Source organism: Paenibacillus sp. HJGM_3, assembly GCF_045062745.1.
Classification (GTDB): Bacteria; Bacillota; Bacilli; order Paenibacillales; family NBRC-103111; genus Paenibacillus_AA.
On the sequence record NZ_JBJGED010000004.1, the window covers coordinates 187,385 to 204,164 of the forward strand.

General features: G+C 58.8%; 9 protein-coding genes. 3 read left to right on the forward strand and 6 right to left on the reverse strand.

From position 1 onward, the window contains the following. Positions 1–66: 66 nt before the first annotated feature. The 6 genes from ACI5FR_RS06525 to bioB all read right to left on the reverse strand — a co-directional run bounded on the left by ACI5FR_RS06525 (position 67) and on the right by bioB (position 11,408). Entirely contained in the window at positions 67–4,752 is a 4,686-nt protein-coding gene (locus tag ACI5FR_RS06525; protein WP_405451921.1) for a hypothetical protein, read from the reverse strand. 70 nt (positions 4,753–4,822) lie between these two features. Continuing rightward, entirely contained in the window at positions 4,823–5,812 is a 990-nt protein-coding gene (locus ACI5FR_RS06530) for a hydroxyacid dehydrogenase (RefSeq protein ID WP_405451924.1), read from the reverse strand. A gap of 62 nt (positions 5,813–5,874) precedes the next feature. Beyond that, positions 5,875–7,185 (reverse strand): ABC transporter substrate-binding protein, encoded by a 1,311-nt coding sequence (locus ACI5FR_RS06535; RefSeq protein WP_405451927.1) that lies wholly within the window; start codon positions 7,183–7,185, stop codon positions 5,875–5,877. Between the two features lie 427 nt (positions 7,186–7,612). Further along, entirely contained in the window at positions 7,613–9,994 is a 2,382-nt protein-coding gene (locus ACI5FR_RS06540) for an S-layer homology domain-containing protein (RefSeq protein ID WP_405451930.1), read from the reverse strand. A gap of 209 nt (positions 9,995–10,203) precedes the next feature. Beyond that, a complete protein-coding gene (locus tag ACI5FR_RS06545; RefSeq protein WP_405451933.1) occupies positions 10,204–10,359 on the reverse strand; it encodes a DUF1540 domain-containing protein in 156 nt (51 codons plus the stop codon). A 56-nt stretch (positions 10,360–10,415) separates the two neighbouring features. Beyond that, entirely contained in the window at positions 10,416–11,408 is a 993-nt protein-coding gene (gene bioB / locus ACI5FR_RS06550) for a biotin synthase BioB (RefSeq protein WP_405452234.1), read from the reverse strand. A gap of 215 nt (positions 11,409–11,623) precedes the next feature. On the opposite strand from bioB, the gene ACI5FR_RS06555 reads away from it, so the two are divergent. The 3 genes from ACI5FR_RS06555 (at position 11,624) to ACI5FR_RS06565 (ending at position 16,780) form a co-directional block, all read left to right on the forward strand. Then, positions 11,624–12,664 carry a LacI family DNA-binding transcriptional regulator gene (locus ACI5FR_RS06555; protein ID WP_405451936.1) on the forward strand — a complete coding sequence of 347 codons (1,041 nt, stop codon included), beginning with the start codon at positions 11,624–11,626 and terminating at the stop codon, positions 12,662–12,664. 50 nt (positions 12,665–12,714) lie between these two features. Continuing rightward, positions 12,715–14,937 (forward strand): family 78 glycoside hydrolase catalytic domain, encoded by a 2,223-nt coding sequence (locus ACI5FR_RS06560; RefSeq protein ID WP_405451939.1) that lies wholly within the window; start codon positions 12,715–12,717, stop codon positions 14,935–14,937. Between the two features lie 982 nt (positions 14,938–15,919). Further along, the gene (locus tag ACI5FR_RS06565) at positions 15,920–16,780 is read left to right on the forward strand and encodes an ABC transporter permease (RefSeq protein ID WP_405451941.1); all 861 of its coding nucleotides are present in this window, start codon (positions 15,920–15,922) and stop codon (positions 16,778–16,780) included.

Sequence of the window (16,780 nt, forward strand, 5' to 3'; positions counted from 1 at the left end):
CCGGTTCAGGCAGGGCGGAGCAGGGATCAAGCGGAGGATAAGAGCGGTTGAGCTCTCGGTATCTCTCTACTGGCGGTAACGGTATACTTCGCCGTTCGTCAGGACAATCCAGGGCCTCGTATGCGATTCGCCCGCCTGAAGCGCGGCGATATCGTGCTGGAAGCGGGCGGTCTGCTCGATGGTCCCCTGCTCGGAGAGCCGGACGAGAAGCCCGTGATCGGCGGCGGCCCAATAGGAAGCCTGCCCGTCGCGATTCCAGCCGTCCACATGAAGGACGCGATCCTCCAGCGCCTTCCGGAAGCGGACGGAGCCGTCTGGGTTCAGGACGTACACCTGGAAGCCGTCGGTTCCGGCCAGCAGCTCGGGTACGCCGTCCGCATTGAAGTCGCCGTGGCGAATGTCGTTCACTTCACCCCCGACGTTGCGCTGCCACACCTCCGTCAGCCGGCCCTTATAAGACGCTAGCCTCACCTCGTTCTGCTTCGTCCCGAGGACGAAGGCAGGCTGGTTCGTACCAGTGCCGCTGCCGGTGCTGTCGGGCAGCACATCGGCGACCTTCCAGCCGGGTCCGCCGCCCGTACCGCCACGGGTGACCTGCTTCTCATTCCAGTACGCATAATACGCATACTCCAGAGCGTATACGCCCTCATCCTTGCCGTCGGCGTCGAAGTCGGCGAAGACCATGTCTTCAATACCGTAGTAGTAGAGCAGATCTTCGTATTGCAAACGGCCTTCCGCATCCAATCCATAGATGTAGCGGAATTGCGAACCGACCATCACCCAAGGCGGCTGATCGGCACCGTTCACATGGGCGACGCGGACATTTGTGATGCCGAGCAGATTGCCTTTGCGCTCCCGATGAGCCCCGTCACTCGGGAATTCATAGCGCCACAGCTCCTGGCCTTGGGCGTTCAGAGCATGCACGAACCAATTCTCCGTGGCGATGAACACGACAAGCTGCCCGTTCAGCGGCTGCACGGTCACTTCGTTCACGCGGCCCGCGGCTGTGAACGACCAGAGGGCGGTTCCGGCCTCGTTCACGGCCTGAACTTTGCCGCCTATGCCGCCGAGCACCAAGTCTTCCTGACCATCCCCGTTCAGATCGCCCCAAGCGGTGCTGGTCACTTGCTCGGAGAACTGATGCACCTGCTGCCAGTCTTCCGTGCCTTCCTCGCGGTCCCGGCGAGGTTTGGACCAAGTACCCGGATGCTCCCGGTCCTTCAACGCTTTCTCCAGCTTCTGCTGCATCGGTTTCGACCAAGTCACCGTGCCGGTCTGCAGGGCGCCTTCCCGGATCGGTTCGCCCTGGGCGTCGTAGCGGACGAGGTCTTTGCGCAGCGAGTAGGTCGCCCACTCTCCGGTAGCGGCGTTCATCTGGAACAGGACCGGCTCCGGAAAGTGCAGCGTCTGGGCGCCGATACGGATCTCAGTCGCGGACGCCGCCAGCAGCTGATCATTCCCGATCAGGTGGAACTGCCCGTTGGAGGCGAGTTGTTCGGTGTCCAGCGCGGATTGCACGGCGAGCCAATGCCCATTCTTCTGGTGGATTTCCACCGTAGATTCGTTCAGCCGTTTCGCCTGGATGGCGGGGTCGTCCTCCTTGCGGCTGGACAGCACATTGATATATCCGACTCGGTCTCCGGCCTGGTAGCCTTGCTCCTCGAACACTTGGCTCAGCACGGTTTCCTGATCGGCGTACGGATAAGGATTCTCCGACTTGAAATATTTGCGGAAATGGCCGTACCGGTCCTGTGTGAGCAATTCGGAGGGATCGAGGCTGTCGATCGACATCGTAACGCCCTGCTGTTCGGCTTCAAAACGATCATCCTGCAGCATAGGGGCGCCCAGTGTCTGCCATTGATTTTTCAGTACGTAGTCACCGGCTTCCTTGAAAGCCACCTCGTCATAGATCAGATAAAAGTCCCCGTTCGGGCTGATAATCGAGCGCTGCCAATCCGTTCCGTTGTAGTTCGGCACGGTGCTGCGGCTGAGGCTCGTGCCCCCGGCGTCGGCGACCCATTGCAGCTCGGCGAGCGGAGGCTTCTTCGGCTGCTGGCCGTCCTTCACCACGACGAGTCCGGAATGGTGCTCCGGCGTATTCTCGATATAATCGCGATCCGTCAGGAACAGCCGTCCGTCCGCCGTGTAGCTGAGGATGGCATTGCCGTCCTGATGGCCGTGCGCACCGGCGGAGAAGCCGTCCACGACCAGGTAGCTGTCGTTCAACCCGAAGCCTTGGCGGAACGTCATTTTGTGAAACGTATCCTCAAGCGCTACATCGAGTGGCGTCTGTTCGCCCTCCTTCAGGTCATCGTACACACCTTGCTCTACAGGGAACGCCTGCACCTGCGGATAGGCCCCTGCGGGGATCTCCGCCGATCCGCTCGGCTGGGCCGCGGCCATGTATCGGTGAATCGGATAGTCCAGATCCGGCATGTTCTGGTCCGGGAACGGTCCGGTCCTCGTGCGTTCGAGGAGGAAGCGGTACACCGGGTCGTCATACAGCCAAGTAGCCGCGTTCATCACCTGCGAATGCCCCCAAGAGTAGGCGCTGCTGTACCCGTATGGGTATGTGTCCCCGCCGCCGGTCATCACGCCCAGATTGTCGATCATGAGGGCGTTCAGGTCGGCGCTCGGGCGCAAGGAGCGGAGCATGAAGTCCAGGTTCCCCGTCGCCATCGCGTAGTCGATATTCGTCATCGGCACGTGCATCAAGTAATCGGAGCCTTCGTCTAGACTGATATACGACGTGTTGCCCGTGAAGATCCGCTCGCCGAGCTGTCTCCATCCCGGGGCCTCAGGCAGCCCATAGTAGTTGCCGAAAAATTGACTGCCCGTGATGATCGACAACGCAGGGAAGATCTGATGATTCCATCGCGGCCCGGTCGCAGCCGCACCGGTGAGGTAGCCGTCCTTCGCATTGGCCTCGTAGGTCAAGTAGAGGGCGGACGTAATCTGCTTGCGCTCCAGCGTGGAGAACAGCGGAGACGCCTCGAGTACCGTCCAGTTCTGGATCATCGCGTCGCCGTCGGTCCACATGTTCACCCGGTTGTTCAGCTGGCCCTTGGCCTCGACGGGATAACGGTTCAGGAAATTCGCATAGCCGTGCAGCAGCTTGCGGTAAATCTCGCCAAAGCCGGGATGGCGGGTCAACTGATAGTTCTCGCCGAACACTTTGATATAGCTGATGACGGAGAGGAGGGAGCTCGCATCGGCTTCGACCCCGACCGACGGCGTCAGCTTCGAGAGCCTTCTGTCGGCCTCCGCGAACGCAGCCTGTATGTCGGCTTCGGTCGGCTTGCCTCCGAACTGCAGGTGAGAGGCGGCTTCCTCGGACAGCTGGACATCGGCGAGCCAAGGCAGTACCGGATCGGTCTGCTCCCCAATTCGTGCCAACAGCTTGTCGATCCCCGCGGTGGCGCCTGCCAAGTCGCTCGCGCCCAAGACGATCGTGTTGCCGCCCAGGCCGAACGGATCAATGACAGTGTGCAGCTCATATCCGCCTGCTCCAGGGTAGATCCCGTCGGCGTACGACATCCTCTGCCCGTACAGTCGGGCGAGCTGTTCATTGTTGCCGAACGAGCCGATCACAAGCGAATTGCCCGACCATCCGTTGCGGAAGCGCTCCCGGTCCGGGAGCCCGACGCTTGCCTGCACGTTCCAACGGGTATTGAGCGCCGTGGCGACGCGTTCACCGAGGGCGGCCCATTCCGCTCCGGCCGGCGTCACGATGTGCAACCCGTGCAGGTCGGTCGACCGATTCAGCGGCCGTAAGGCAAATTCCTTATAGGGAGGAATGTCGTTCGGGTCCAGCACATTGACTTCGGCGGTGGCCTGAACCCCGCCATAGACGGCACTCACGACCGTGGAGCCGGGAGAGACGCCCTGGATTTGGCCATATACGGCCGTCGCCACCCCGGGATCAGCGGACGCGAACACGGTCTGCTGCTCATCCAATACGATCACATCCCCATTCGAATAGTGGCCCAGGACATGGACCGGCTTCGATTGTCCGACGATCACATTCATCGAGTCCGGATACAGGCTGAGGCTCGTCAAGCTGGCCGGGGCCGCAAGCGACGCGTCGCGAATACGGACGTTGTCTAAGTAGAACGTCCCGAGCCCGGTCGAGATCGTAGCCAGCCGGAACAAATTCACCGATGTGGCCGACGTATCCCGGATCGCGGTATCCTTGCGGAGCAGCAGCAAGTCGTCTCCGTCGAACACCGTGATCGTCTTCTTGCCGGCCGCGGCATCGAAATCGACGCGGAACCGATACCAGCGTCCCGGCTCATACGTTTCGGTAGATTGGATTCGGGTCGCGCCGTCGTAATACTCGATCGTCCGGTTAGCCAGGAATCCGATCCACTCCACCGGCTTCGTACCTTGAGGCCCGGTGCTCTCGAGCAGCATTACGAGCCGGTCGGCCGTCTGGGGCTGGGCCCACCATTCCACGCTCCCGCGCGTGATGGCGGGGAAAGCGACCCGGGCGCCATAGGCCTTCGTTTTGTCGTTATCCGCAATCTTGATCGCCTTCGTGCCGCCTGGGGCGTACACTTCATTCGTTACCGTAACCTCGGGGTTGGCGTTAGTCCAGCCGTTCTGGCCGTTCAGCGGCCCTAGGTTGAAGCTCTCGAAATCGTAGAATCGTTCGCCCGTCTGCTGGCTGTCGGCTCGTGTGGCTGAAGGGCCGGCCATGAGGCCGCCGAAGGCGATGGCGATCGCGAGCAGCACGCTTATCCCTTTCCGCATAAATTCATCCCTCCTGACATCGAAATAAGAACATTAAATGGTGACATCGGAACATCGGAATGTGCAACGTTTAAGCGAGCGTACTTAATTGTTCCGCCCGGACTTCGCCTTCCAACGCTTCGCCTGCCAGGAGGCGCTTCACCTCGTCGATGGCGAATTGTCCGAGGCGCTTCACGCCGTTATTGACGGCTCCGGCAATATGCGGTGTCAAGATGCAGTTCGGCAACCCGCGCAAAGGGTGATCGGCCGCCGGAGGCTCCGGATCTGTCACGTCCAGGCAGGCGAACAGCCGGCCTTTGCGCAGTTCCTCGACGAGCGCTTGCTCGTCCACGATCGATCCGCGCGCAGTATTGATGAGGATGGCGTCGTCCTTCATCAGGGCGAGCCGCTCCCGGTTCATCATCTTGTGAGTCTCCGGCAGGGAAGGGGCGTGGATGGACACGACGTCGCTCTTGCTCAGGAGATCGTCCAGCTCCGTTTTGACCGCTCCCATAGCGGCGGCCCGTTCAGAGGAGACGAACGGGTCGTAAAGGAGGATGTCGAGCTGAAAGTTGCGCAGCAGCCGGATGTAATGACTGCCGGCTTTGCCTGCCCCGACGACCCCTACGGTCACTTCGTACAATTCCCGCACCTTCTCCTTGCCTGGACTCCACGCTCCGCTTCGGGTCGATTGGGTGAGCGCCCACATGTTTTTCAACGAAGCGATCGTAAGCCCGAGCGCCGTCTCGGCGACGCCGATGCCGAGCTGCCCGTATCCGCTGGAGACGCGAATCCCGCGCTCCCAGAGGGCCGGCGTAACGAGGCCCTTCACCGTGCCGGCCGCGTGAATGACCGCCTGCAGGGCAGGCGCCGGACCCAGCACGTCTTGCGTAAGCGGGGGGCAGCCCCAGGACGTGATGGCGAAGTCCGCCCCTTCCACGAGCGCTCTAAGCGCGGCGGGCTGCGGGGGGCCGTCCTGCTCGTTGCGAACAACGGTCCCGATCTGCTCCAACTGCCGCCAATGGCGCTCGCCGAAGAGGCGCGCCTGAACCCGGGGCTCCGGCAATACTGCGATAGTCATTCCCATACTTCTCTCCCTCTCGTCTCTATCCGGTTACCGGTGCGATATTCGTTCGACTTCGATTACTTGTTTTGCTGCTTCATCAGCTCGGCCTTCAGTTTCTCATCCAATTGGCGCAAGGCGGTATTGATATCCGTCGTCGTGCCGGAGGCGACATCGATGAAGGCTTGGCTTAGCAACGATTGCTGGGTCGCGCCGGCCACGTCCGGCAACCCGGCTTTGCGCTTCGGGGTATAAGGAACCGGATCGTAGTGATTGATGGCGTTCATGTTTTTGGTGCTGTAGATCGGGTGGCTTTTGCCCAAAGCATCCTTGATGTCCTTCCGGTTGAGCGTCGTCGGGATGCCCCGCTTGGAGTCCTCCATCTGCACTTCGTCGGCGAGCATCGCCCGGATCATGTCGAACGCGTCGTCCTTGTGCTTGCTGGACTTGGAGATGGACCAATAGGCCGGACCGCGCTGCGGCATCAGCTTCGGCGCCCCTTCCATAATCGGGTAGGAGACCAGGTCCCAATTCACTTCAGGAGGGATCGTCAGGTAGACGCTGTGCTGGTTGGCCATCATGGCGACATTGCCTTTGCCGAAGGCCGCGCCCTCCAGCGTGGCGGTTTTCTCAATCTTATTGTTCGAGATGTCATAAAAGCGTTTGAAGTTGGTGAACAGGGATTTCCATTTCTCACTATCGGCCAACTGATCGGCGTTCGGGTCCAGAATGGGGAGGGAGTAGGCGTTGTCGCGCAGCATGTTGACCGGATTGGAGCTGAAGCCGCGGTAGACAGTGCCGCCGTCGACCCGGGTCAGTTTTTGGGCGAGCTCGTACACTTGGTCCCACGTCATGCCGTCTTTCGGGTAGGGAACGCCGAATTTATCGAAGATGTCCTTGTTGTAGTAGAGCGCTTGGGGAAAATAGGGCGGCACCGGCAGGCCGTAAATCGCTCCGCTCCTTCCGGCATCGACAATCTCGTTCATGAATACCGGGTTGAACCGGCTCAAATCGTATTTGTACTTCTCGATGTAGGGTTTCAAATCCACGCCTAAGTCAAAATCCAGGTAGCCGGAGTAGAGGGTAGGGACATCGGTGCGGATCAGATCGGGAACGTTGCCGGCGGCGACCAGCTCGGCCATCGTCGTCCCTTTGGCATTCTGTATGTATTCCACTGTGATGTGAGGGAACTTCTGCTTCAGCACTTCCCGGAACCGTTCATCGAACTCCGCAGGGGTTACGCCGCCCCCGAATATGGTCATCGTGTAAGGTTCTTTCGGTTTGTTTTCGGCTGTCGGTGTGGGCTCCGCCGGTGTAGCTTGACCTCCGCAGGCCGAAACCAGGATTGAAACCAGTACGGTCATCGTAATCAGTCCGAATTTGGTTTTCATCGCAACCATCCTCCGCAAATTCATTCGTTTTTCGGTGGGGCAACAAAGGGGTGTGGGGCGTAATGAGGTGTTTGATTCAGCGAGCCGAGCCTCCTTTCTTGTTTGTTTCTGGTTCTTTACTGGTTCTTCATTTATTCAAGCTCATTTTAGAAAACGCTTTAATTTTTGTCAACTGGTTCTTTTCTCTGAAGGGCGAAAATATTAATGATGGAGAGGTAATTACTGATGGAGTGGTTTAAACCAAGGGTTTTTGTCGAATGATAGGGGAAAATGGGGACAGAAATGTCATAGGTGGTCCGGGATTTTCAGGTTCCTTATAATAATAAATAGGAACCAGAAAACGCGAGAATCCCGTTTCGCACCAATAACAAACACCCCAATCCGCTCGAGGCAGCGGAATGGGGTGTTGGATGTGAATGGAGTTCGCTCAATAGTTGCGAATCGGAGTATCCTGAAGCGCGGCGCGCTTCTCCAGGTAGCGGAAGAACGCGGTTGCCGCCTGCGCCCGGGTAACTTCCGCAGCCGGCAGGAAGTTGCCGTCGGTAGCGCTCATGATGCCAAGGCTGACGATAATGGCGACTTGCCCTTTGTGCTGGATCGAAGCCGCGTCCGCTACGTTCAGGTTGAACAGCCCCGGCGTATCGGCCAGCTTGCTGTAGCCAAGCGCTCGTACGAGCAGTTCGGCCATCTCTTCGCGCGTCATGCTGCCTTCGGGGTTGAACGTCGTGGAGCTGCGGTCGATCAGATTGGCGTCTACCGCGGACTCTACATACGCGAAGTACTCCGAGCCGTTCGCGACGTCCGCGAACGAAGCTTTACGCGATGCGGAATAGCTGGCGGTGTAGTAGCCGCCATTCATCGCGGTAATGAGCATTTTGATCATCTCGCCGCGCTTGATCGTCTGGTCCGGGTTCACCTTGCCGTCTTTCGTGTCGATCGCCTTGTAATCGATCATGAGCTGCAGCTCCCTCGCCGCCCAATGGTTCGCCAGGTCCGTCGCTACGACTTTATCCGGACTCGTAACCGCTCCCGTCTCGTGGCTTCTCCAGTCGCCGGTCTGGGCGTCGAGGAAGACATACTCCGAAGGGTTTTTGGGCACCGGCACATAGACGATCTTCGCAGGTTCCTTGGTGGCTGTAGAACCGGCAGGAACAGGCATCGGCATCATCTTGCCGTACGGATCATAGCCCGGCAGCCCGTTCGGCAGCGTATAGCGCTTCTCGAGCGTGTACTGGGTGAGGAGGATGTCTTCCGCCTTATCCCCGTCGATCGTCTGCCCCAACTCAGTTGGCATAGCTAGGCTGGACAGGCTGCTCCAGTAGCTCTCCACTCCACCTGTGAAGACATTCACTCCGACATACAACGATTCGAAATCCGTCGGAACCCCGTTCACCAGATGCTTGAACGGAATGCTGATCGTGCGCATCCGCTTCAGCTGATCGACCGGGAACGGGTTCAGGTTGTTAGTATCGACCGTCAATTCGCTTGTGTAGTGCGGCAGCACCTTCTTCACGAAAGCGATGGCGGCTTCCTGCGCCTTCTCGAGCGAGTCCACTGCAATCGGAGCGGCGGCGGCGTCCTTCTCGGAATAGTACGGCATGTCCTTGTTGTAATTCAGCAGCTCGCCCGTCTGGCTGTTCACGCTAGCCCGGACGTACGAGGCTTCCTTATCCTTGTCGGCCGGCACTCTCCATGTCAAATTCCACGAGGAGCCGCTGTTCCCCGCGAGTTTGGTGTCGACATTCTCGTTATAGGAAGCATTCTGCAGCTCAGCGCCGGCGGGCAGAGGCAGGATGGCGGTCACCTTCGCCGCCGCTTGCTCTTGTGTCAAGTTTTGATTGCCGGCCGGCTTGTCGGCGAGCGGCTTATCCGTGATTGGCCGGGTCGACGGCGCCGCCGTCAGCTCCCGGCCCGCCGGATCGAGCAGCTTCCCGTTCTTCGCGTCCAGCATGCCGAACGACATCGCGTAGCTAAGATAAGGTTTGGCTGTGTTCTGGTCACGGTTCGGATGGGTGAGCACGTAGAGCAGGCTAGGCTGGTTCACCGCGCGATATTGCTTCAGAGCCTCTTCCGCCGTCAAAGTCCCTTGTGGATCCCCGAATGTGACATCATCGTTCATTTTATACTCGTATTCCGCGAATCGTCCCTCTCCGTCAATCGTGAACGTAATGTAGTTCATCGGGAACGGAATCCCGTTCACGGTTCGGTCGAAGCGAATTTGATAGCGGACCGAGCCGTTCAGCGGCTGCTTGAATTGCTTCTCGAACTCCTCGTTGTAGCGGACGTTCGCTTCGTCCTCGGGGTTCATCTTGTGCAACAGCGCCTCGGCCATCGACTTCGCGGCGGCGAAATCGACCTTAGGCGGGTAGGTCGGCGTTCGGTCGGAATCGTTCTCGTAGCCGTAATAGTTCAGTAGTTTGCCCGTATCGGCGTCGATCGTAGCGCTGATGCTGCCGAGCGTCCGATTCTGCTCGCGCTTCTCGAATTGCACGTTCCAGGCGCCGCGGCCGTTCTGGTACGAGATGCTGTTGAAGCTGATCCCGGAGAGCGTGTACGCTTCGGGAATCGACACGGCGCTGCGCGCCAGCTCGATCGCGCGATCTTTGCCGATCTTGGCATTCACGGCAGCTGTCGAATCCGAAGATCCGCCGCCCTTGACGGGAAGATCACCGGCTGGAAGACTGGTGGGCAGTACCGGCATGGAGCTTTCGGCGCTTGCAGGGGCGTCCTCCGCGAAAGCGGACGGGACGGCGGACAACAGCAAGGCGGTGGAGAGGGCGAAGACGGCCGTCTTTTTGGCGAATGGCATAATGGGCTCCTCCTACGTCGAATGTAATCTTTACCAAATGTTCAGACGCAGAGGGGAGGGGGAATGTTGCAGGACGTAGCATCGGGAGAAGGGGAAAAGCTACAAAAAATTTCAAGTATGAGTGATAAACATTCTCAATGCTGGATACACTAGGCGTACAAAGCAAGAAGCGGCTGTGGCGCAGCCGCTTCTTCCGGGAATTCAGACTCTTACACCTTCGGTTCAAACGTCTTGCAATCCGTTTCTTCCGAATGGCGGGCATCTCTGCCGCGATTGTTGACGACATAGATGGAAGAAGCGCTGCAGTTGTTGCCCGGGGCCCAATACTTGCAGCTGTTGACCTCGCACAATACGTCTTTGGCCATAACCTGATTCACCTCCTTCTTAAGTAGGATGGTCGAATCAGGTTTTTCTTAACCGTTTATAACGCATGGACCTCAATTTCAAAGCCCAGGTCTTCTATCATTTGATGGTCGGCCGACACGTCTTGGCCAGCCGTCGTTAAATAATCGCCCACGAAGATCGAGTTGGCCGCGTACAACGCTAAGGGCTGCAGAGAACGGAGGTTGACCTCGCGCCCTCCTGCCACGCGGATTTCTTTGGACGGACAGAGGAAACGGAACAGAGCCAATACCTTTAACGCTTTCATAGCCGGCGTGCGCCCTGCATGTTCGAGCGGCGTACCTGGGACCGCATGGAGGAAATTGATCGGAATCGAATCCGCATCGAGCTCCCGGAGCGCGTAAGCCATTTCTACGATCTCCCGGTCTGTCTCGCCCATGCCGATAATGACTCCGGAACAAGGGGACATGCCGCTTTTTTTCACCCTTTTCACCGTTTCTACCCGTTGCTCGTATGTATGGGTCGTGGTGATGGACGGGTAATGGGTTTTGCTTGTATTCAAGTTGTGGTTATAGCGGTGAACGCCTGCTTCGGCGAGACGTTCGGCTTGATCGTCCTTCAGAATGCCCAGGCAGGCGCAGATCTTTAGCGGCATCGTCCCGCGAATTTCTCTAACCGCCTCCACCACTTGATCCAGCTCCTTGGCCGTCGGGCCCTTCCCGGCAGCTACGATGCAATAAGTGCCTGCCTTGCGGGCAATCGCTTCGCGCGCCCCGGCTAACAGCGTATCTTTGTCCAGCAGGGCATACTTGTCGATCGGCGCAGCCGAAACAATGGATTGCGAGCAGTAGCCGCAGTCTTCGGGGCACAGTCCGCTTTTGGCGTTGATGATCATATTCAGCTTCACTTTTTTGCCGTAAAAATGCTGTCTTACCTGGAAAGCGGCTTGTAGCAGTGAAAGGACCTGGTCGTTGTCGGCTTCCAGCAAGGACAGCCCTTCTTCCACCGTCAGACGTTCGCCCTTCAGCGCTTTTTGGGCATAGGACTTCCAATGCAGATCGTTCTCCATCATGGAATGAATGTTCATCACCAGCCATAGGTTGAATTCTCTTGTATGCACGACTTAATTGTTAACCATAATTACTAGTTTAGGTTAACGATTAATCGAGCTAAGTGTAACAGACGGTGACGCTTCCGTAAAGACATTATCGCAATTCCCTTGGAGGGGCATGTATAATAAAAGCATCACTCGGTTCCTGAACCGGAACCGGGATTGGCGAGGTACCTATGGACAAGCCCATCACGATTCACGATATCGCCCGACTGGCGAATGTGTCCTCCGCGACCGTCTCCCGGGTGCTGAGCAACAGCAGCTACCCGGTGAGCGCGGCCCTGCGCGACAAAATCCTGCGTATCGCGAAGGAAGCGAACTACATCCCGAACCAGCTCGGCAAGCAGCTGAAGACGCGCACGAACCGCACGATTGGCATCATCGTGCCGACGATCACGAATCAATTCTACTCGTCCATCATCCTGGGCGTGGAGGAGCTGGCGCGCAAGCACGAGTACCAGGTGCTGCTGTGCAATTCGTTCCAGGATCCGGCGCTCGAGCGCAAATACATCCAGGCGATCTTCGAGAAGCAGGTGCGGGGGCTCGTCATCTCCTCGATCTCCGGGGAGAAGGAGCTGCTCCGCCCGTACATCGAGCGAGGCCTGCATGTGGTCGCCGTCGACCAGCGGCTCGAGGGCGAGCGGCTCGGGCAGGTCGACTTCGAGTACCGGCAAGGCGGCCGGCTCGCGACCCGGTACTTGATCGGGCGTGGGCACCGGCGTATCGCTTACGTGACGGCTCCGCTCGACCGGCCAAGCCGCCGCAGCATTCACGCCGGCTACATGGAGGCGATGGGGGAAGCGGGCCTGTCTCCGCAAGTTGTGGAGGACGGTCCTGGGACGAGCTATTCCGGCTCGTACGAATTCGAGAACGGCAAGGCGCTGACCGCCCGGCTGCTGGAAAGCGAGCCATCGGGGGAGACGCCGACGGCGATCTTCGCCTGCAACGACATGACGGCCTTCGGCGTCATTCATGCGTTGACGGAGCGAGGGATTCGGGTGCCGGACGAGATGTCGGTCGTCGGCTTCGACGGCATCGACTTCGGACAGATGATCACCCCGCCGCTCACGACCGTGTATCAGCCAACCCACGAGATGGGGCGGCTTGCCTGCAGCATGCTGATCGAGCAGCTGGAAGGCCGGGGTCGGCCAGATCAGCTGCTCGTCCTGCAGCCGGAGCTGCTGGAGCGGAGCTCGGTGGCGGATGTGCGGGAGTAGATGCACGTTTGCACTTATTGCTATGTAACGAAACAGGAGGCGAAGGAACAATGACCGTCATGCCAGAGCGGAGAGCAAGCTGGATCTGCGATCCGAGGTTTGCGGGGAAGACCCCGATCAATCGGTTCGGCCGAGAGCTGGACCCCAAAGGACCCGAGCTTCACGATCCGAACCTGCGCAATCATCATATGCTTGTCCGTCACAAGGTCACGCTGACAGCCGAAGAGCTGAAGGACGGGGTCCTCCTGGACATTACGGCAGACGATTATTACAAGCTGTATGTGAACGGAACGTTCGTGGGCCAGGGCCCTGCTCAGGGGTACCACTTCCGGCACTACTTCAACCGATTGGAGCTGACCGGCTATCTGAAGTCGGGCGTCAATGTCCTCGCCGTCCATGTGTATTATCAAGGGCTCGTCAATCGGGCGTATACGAGCGGAGATTACCGCCAAGGCTTGTGGGCGGAGCTCAAGGCGGCGGATGGCCGCATCCTAGCCGCTACGGATGGGACCTGGCGCATCGCGGAGGCGGAGGAATACGCTGGACCCAATGCGACCACGTTCGGCTACGAGACGCAGTTCGTAGAGCACATCGACGCGAGGCGGCAGCGGGTCGGCTGGCGCGAGGCCGACTATGACGACGCCGGCTGGGGATACGCCGGCGTGCGCCCGGACGACGACCACAGTCTCGTCCTGCAGCCGACGCCTCCGCTCTCGGTCTATCGCCGGGCTCCGGCGCAGGTGGTGAGACGCGGCCCGAACCGGTACTGGATCGATTTCGGCCAAGAGGTGACGGGCGCCTTCACGATGCGGGCCCGCGGCCGCGCCGGAGAGCAGCTCGAGATTCGCTGCGGCGAAGAACTGCAGGCGGGCAGCCTCGATGTACGCGACGAGATGCGCTGCAACTGTGTGTACCGGGAGACATGGACGCTGTCCGGTGGAGACGACGAGCTGGAGCCGTTCGAATACAAGGCATTCCGTTATGTGGAAGTATCGGGACCGGAGGAGTCGCTGCAGCCGGAGAGCTTCGCGGCCATTGTGCAGCACTATCCGTACCCGGAAGACGCGATGCGCTTCGCCTCCACGGACGAGACGCTGAACAGGGTGATCGAGCTGTGCAAGAACGGCGTCATCTATGGCACACAGGAGCATTATACCGACTGCCCTTCGCGGGAGAAGGGCCAGTACTTGGGCGACAATACCGTCACCGCCTTCTCCCATCTCCTGCTGACCGGCGATCTGCGCATGGTGCGCAAGGCGCTGGAGGACTTTGCCGCGAGCACGGCGATCTGTCCAGGGATGATGGCCGTCGCGCCCGGCCATTACATGCAGGAGATCGCGGATTACTCCTTGCTGTATCCGCGACAACTGCTCGACTACTATCGGCACAGCGGCGATCTTGACTTCCTGCGGGAGATGGCTCCGGTCGCAGAGGGGATCGTCGACTACTTCGCCCGCTACCGCAGGGCCGACGGCCTGCTGGAGCAAGTGACGGAGCAGTGGAATCTGGTCGACTGGCCGGCGAACCAGCGTGACGGCTATGACTTCGAGCTGTCGAAGCCGATCGGCCCGGGGTGCCACAATGTGGTCAATGCGTTCTATTATGGCGCCTTGTGCGACGTCGATACGATTCGCGAGCTGTTGGGCCAACCATCCCTTGGGCTCCGGGACACGGTCCGTACCGCTTTCCAAGCCGCGTTCTGGCGGCCGGCGCTTGGGCTGTTCGGGGATGCGGAGCATTCCGGCCACGCATCGCTGCATGGCAACACGCTGCCGCTTCTATTCGATCTGGTGCCGGATGGCGGGCGTGAATCGGTCGTGTCCTTCTTGAAGGGCAAGCGGCTCGCCTGCGGCGTCTATTTTGCCTATTTTTACTTGAAGGCGATGGCGCGGGCCGGCGAGCACGCTTTCGCTTATTCGCTGCTCGTGACCGAGGAGCCGCATGAGCTGCCTGGTCCGTCCGGACCGTTCACGGTCCACGGCTATTGGACGCAGATGCTGCGGGAAGGGGGGACGACCTGCTTCGAGAGCTGGTCGAAGGAGCTGAAGTGGAACACGAGCCTGTGCCACCCTTGGGCCAGCGCCCCGATCCGCATCCTGATCGAGGACATCCTGGGTCTGCAGCCGGCGGAGCCTGGCTGGGAGCAGATGACGGTCCATGCTGCCGTAGCGCCGAATGTACCGGACATGGTGCTCACGATTCCGACGGCGCGAGGACAGCTGCATGTCCAAGTGCGAGGCGGGCTAGTGGAAGTGGAAAGGGCGGGACGCTGAACGCGTTCCCTTTTTTGGGGTGGAACCGCCTACGGGATGTTCCTTCACTTGTAAGGCGACTAGGAGAGCTGGATAAATCGGAAAATGAGCCGGGAAGATTGGAATCTCGCACCGATAACTGCAAATGTGTAGTTATTTTCCGCCGCAATACGGGCCTTGGGCACCTACCTACTTAGAGTGACGGAATCCGATGACCCGCTGCCCCGCTGCCCCGCTGCCCCTGAGCGGCATGAGGGGCAGCCCGTATTCACTTGCGCTTACGTGAGAGGGAAAAACTCCCTCTCATTGGGCCGATATTACGACTTCCGTCGGCATCAAGGGGAAAACCTCCCCCTCTTCCGAGCGAAAGCCCCGATTGGACGGATTTCGATTGAAAAAGAGGGAGAAATTCCTCTACATGGAGCCGATCCGGCGGCCTATCCATCGAAAAGGGGGAGAAATTCCCCCTCATGCCGAAAGCGGGCAATGAACGTACGGAGAACGTAACGCTAAAAAGCAAAACAAGGGCAAAGAAGGCAGGCAGAGGGAGTGGAGAAGTGTCAGCGTCCGCCTCCCTTGAAATCTTGTTCTACTCGCTGACAGTAACATCGAACGAACCAATTTCAACAGCGGTCGGAACCGCCCCACGCGCCTAACTGAACGCCTACGCCAAGGACCTCTGGAGTGATTTTGCTCCAGAGGTTTTTCTTATAACTTCAATCCGCCCGTGCCTGGGGGCATTCCGGTCTTTGGCACATCTTTTGCGATCGGCACATCGCGAGCGATGCGGCGTGGCTTCCATTTTCTTATGTAGAGCGGATGATGCATGTTATTTCATATTTACATCCTTTCCTTAAGGCGCCTAAGATGGGGGTAATCCGGAGAGTTCGATTTCTGAAGGGAGGAGAGGAAGCTGGCCCGTACTACTGTTCCGATGCGGTCGGCGGCGAGCCTGCGGTCATTCCTGATCGGAGCCCGGAAAGGGTGGAGATTGTACGTGCTCATGCTGCTGCCGTTGATTTACCTCATCCTTTTCAAGTATGTTCCCATGTACGGGGCGCAGATCGCTTTCAAGAACTATGTCGTCACCAAAGGGATCCATGGGAGCGATTGGGTGGGATTCAAGCATTTCCTTCGATTTTTCCATTCGTACGATTTCAACCGGGTGATGAAAAATACGATCCTGCTGAGCTTGTACAACCTGTTCGTCGGGTTCCCGTTCCCGATCCTCCTGGCCTTGGTGCTGAACGACATTAGAATCAAGTGGTTCAAAAAAACGGTGCAGATGGTCACGTACGCCCCCCATTTCATCTCGACCGTCGTAATGGTCGGCATCGTCATGCAGTTTCTGTCGCCGAGAACCGGCTTCATTAATGTCGCCCGCGATTTGCTGGGGCTGGAGCAGATTAATTTCATCGCGATTCCCGATTATTTCAAGCACATTTACGTATGGTCCGATATTTGGCAAAACATGGGCTTCTCCTGCATCATCTATCTGGCGGCGCTGACCGCGATCGATCCCGCCTTGCACGAGGCGGCGGTTATGGACGGGGCGAACAAGCTGCAGCGGATGCGCTATATTGATGTGCCGGGCATTATGCCGATTGCCGTCACCTTGCTCATCCTGAATATGGGCCATATACTCGACACGGGGTTCGAGAAAGTGCTGCTGCTGCAGAACTCGTTGAACCTGCGTGCCTCGGAAGTGATCGACACGTATGTATACAAAGTCGGCTTAACCTCGCAAGTACTCAACTATTCGTATGCCTCGGCGATTGGCTTCTTCAAGGCGGTGATCGGTCTGGTGCTGATGATCGTCGTCAACAAGCTAGCCAAGCTGGCGGGACAATCGGGGTTATGGTAA

Bases quoted from the DNA above. Each gene is read 5' to 3' on its own strand.
- ACI5FR_RS06555 (WP_405451936.1), top strand. From the start codon at position 11,624: ATGGACAAGCCCATCACGATTCACGATATCGCCCGACTGGCGAATGTG.
- ACI5FR_RS06540 (WP_405451930.1), bottom strand. From the start codon at position 9,994: ATGCCATTCGCCAAAAAGACGGCCGTCTTCGCCCTCTCCACCGCCTTG.
- ACI5FR_RS06565 (WP_405451941.1), top strand. From the start codon at position 15,920: ATGCTGCTGCCGTTGATTTACCTCATCCTTTTCAAGTATGTTCCCATG.
- bioB (WP_405452234.1), bottom strand. From the start codon at position 11,408: ATGATGGAGAACGATCTGCATTGGAAGTCCTATGCCCAAAAAGCGCTG.
- ACI5FR_RS06530 (WP_405451924.1), bottom strand. From the start codon at position 5,812: ATGACTATCGCAGTATTGCCGGAGCCCCGGGTTCAGGCGCGCCTCTTC.
- ACI5FR_RS06525 (WP_405451921.1), bottom strand. From the start codon at position 4,752: ATGCGGAAAGGGATAAGCGTGCTGCTCGCGATCGCCATCGCCTTCGGC.
- ACI5FR_RS06535 (WP_405451927.1), bottom strand. From the start codon at position 7,185: ATGAAAACCAAATTCGGACTGATTACGATGACCGTACTGGTTTCAATC.
- ACI5FR_RS06545 (WP_405451933.1), bottom strand. From the start codon at position 10,359: ATGGCCAAAGACGTATTGTGCGAGGTCAACAGCTGCAAGTATTGGGCC.
- ACI5FR_RS06560 (WP_405451939.1), top strand. From the start codon at position 12,715: ATGACCGTCATGCCAGAGCGGAGAGCAAGCTGGATCTGCGATCCGAGG.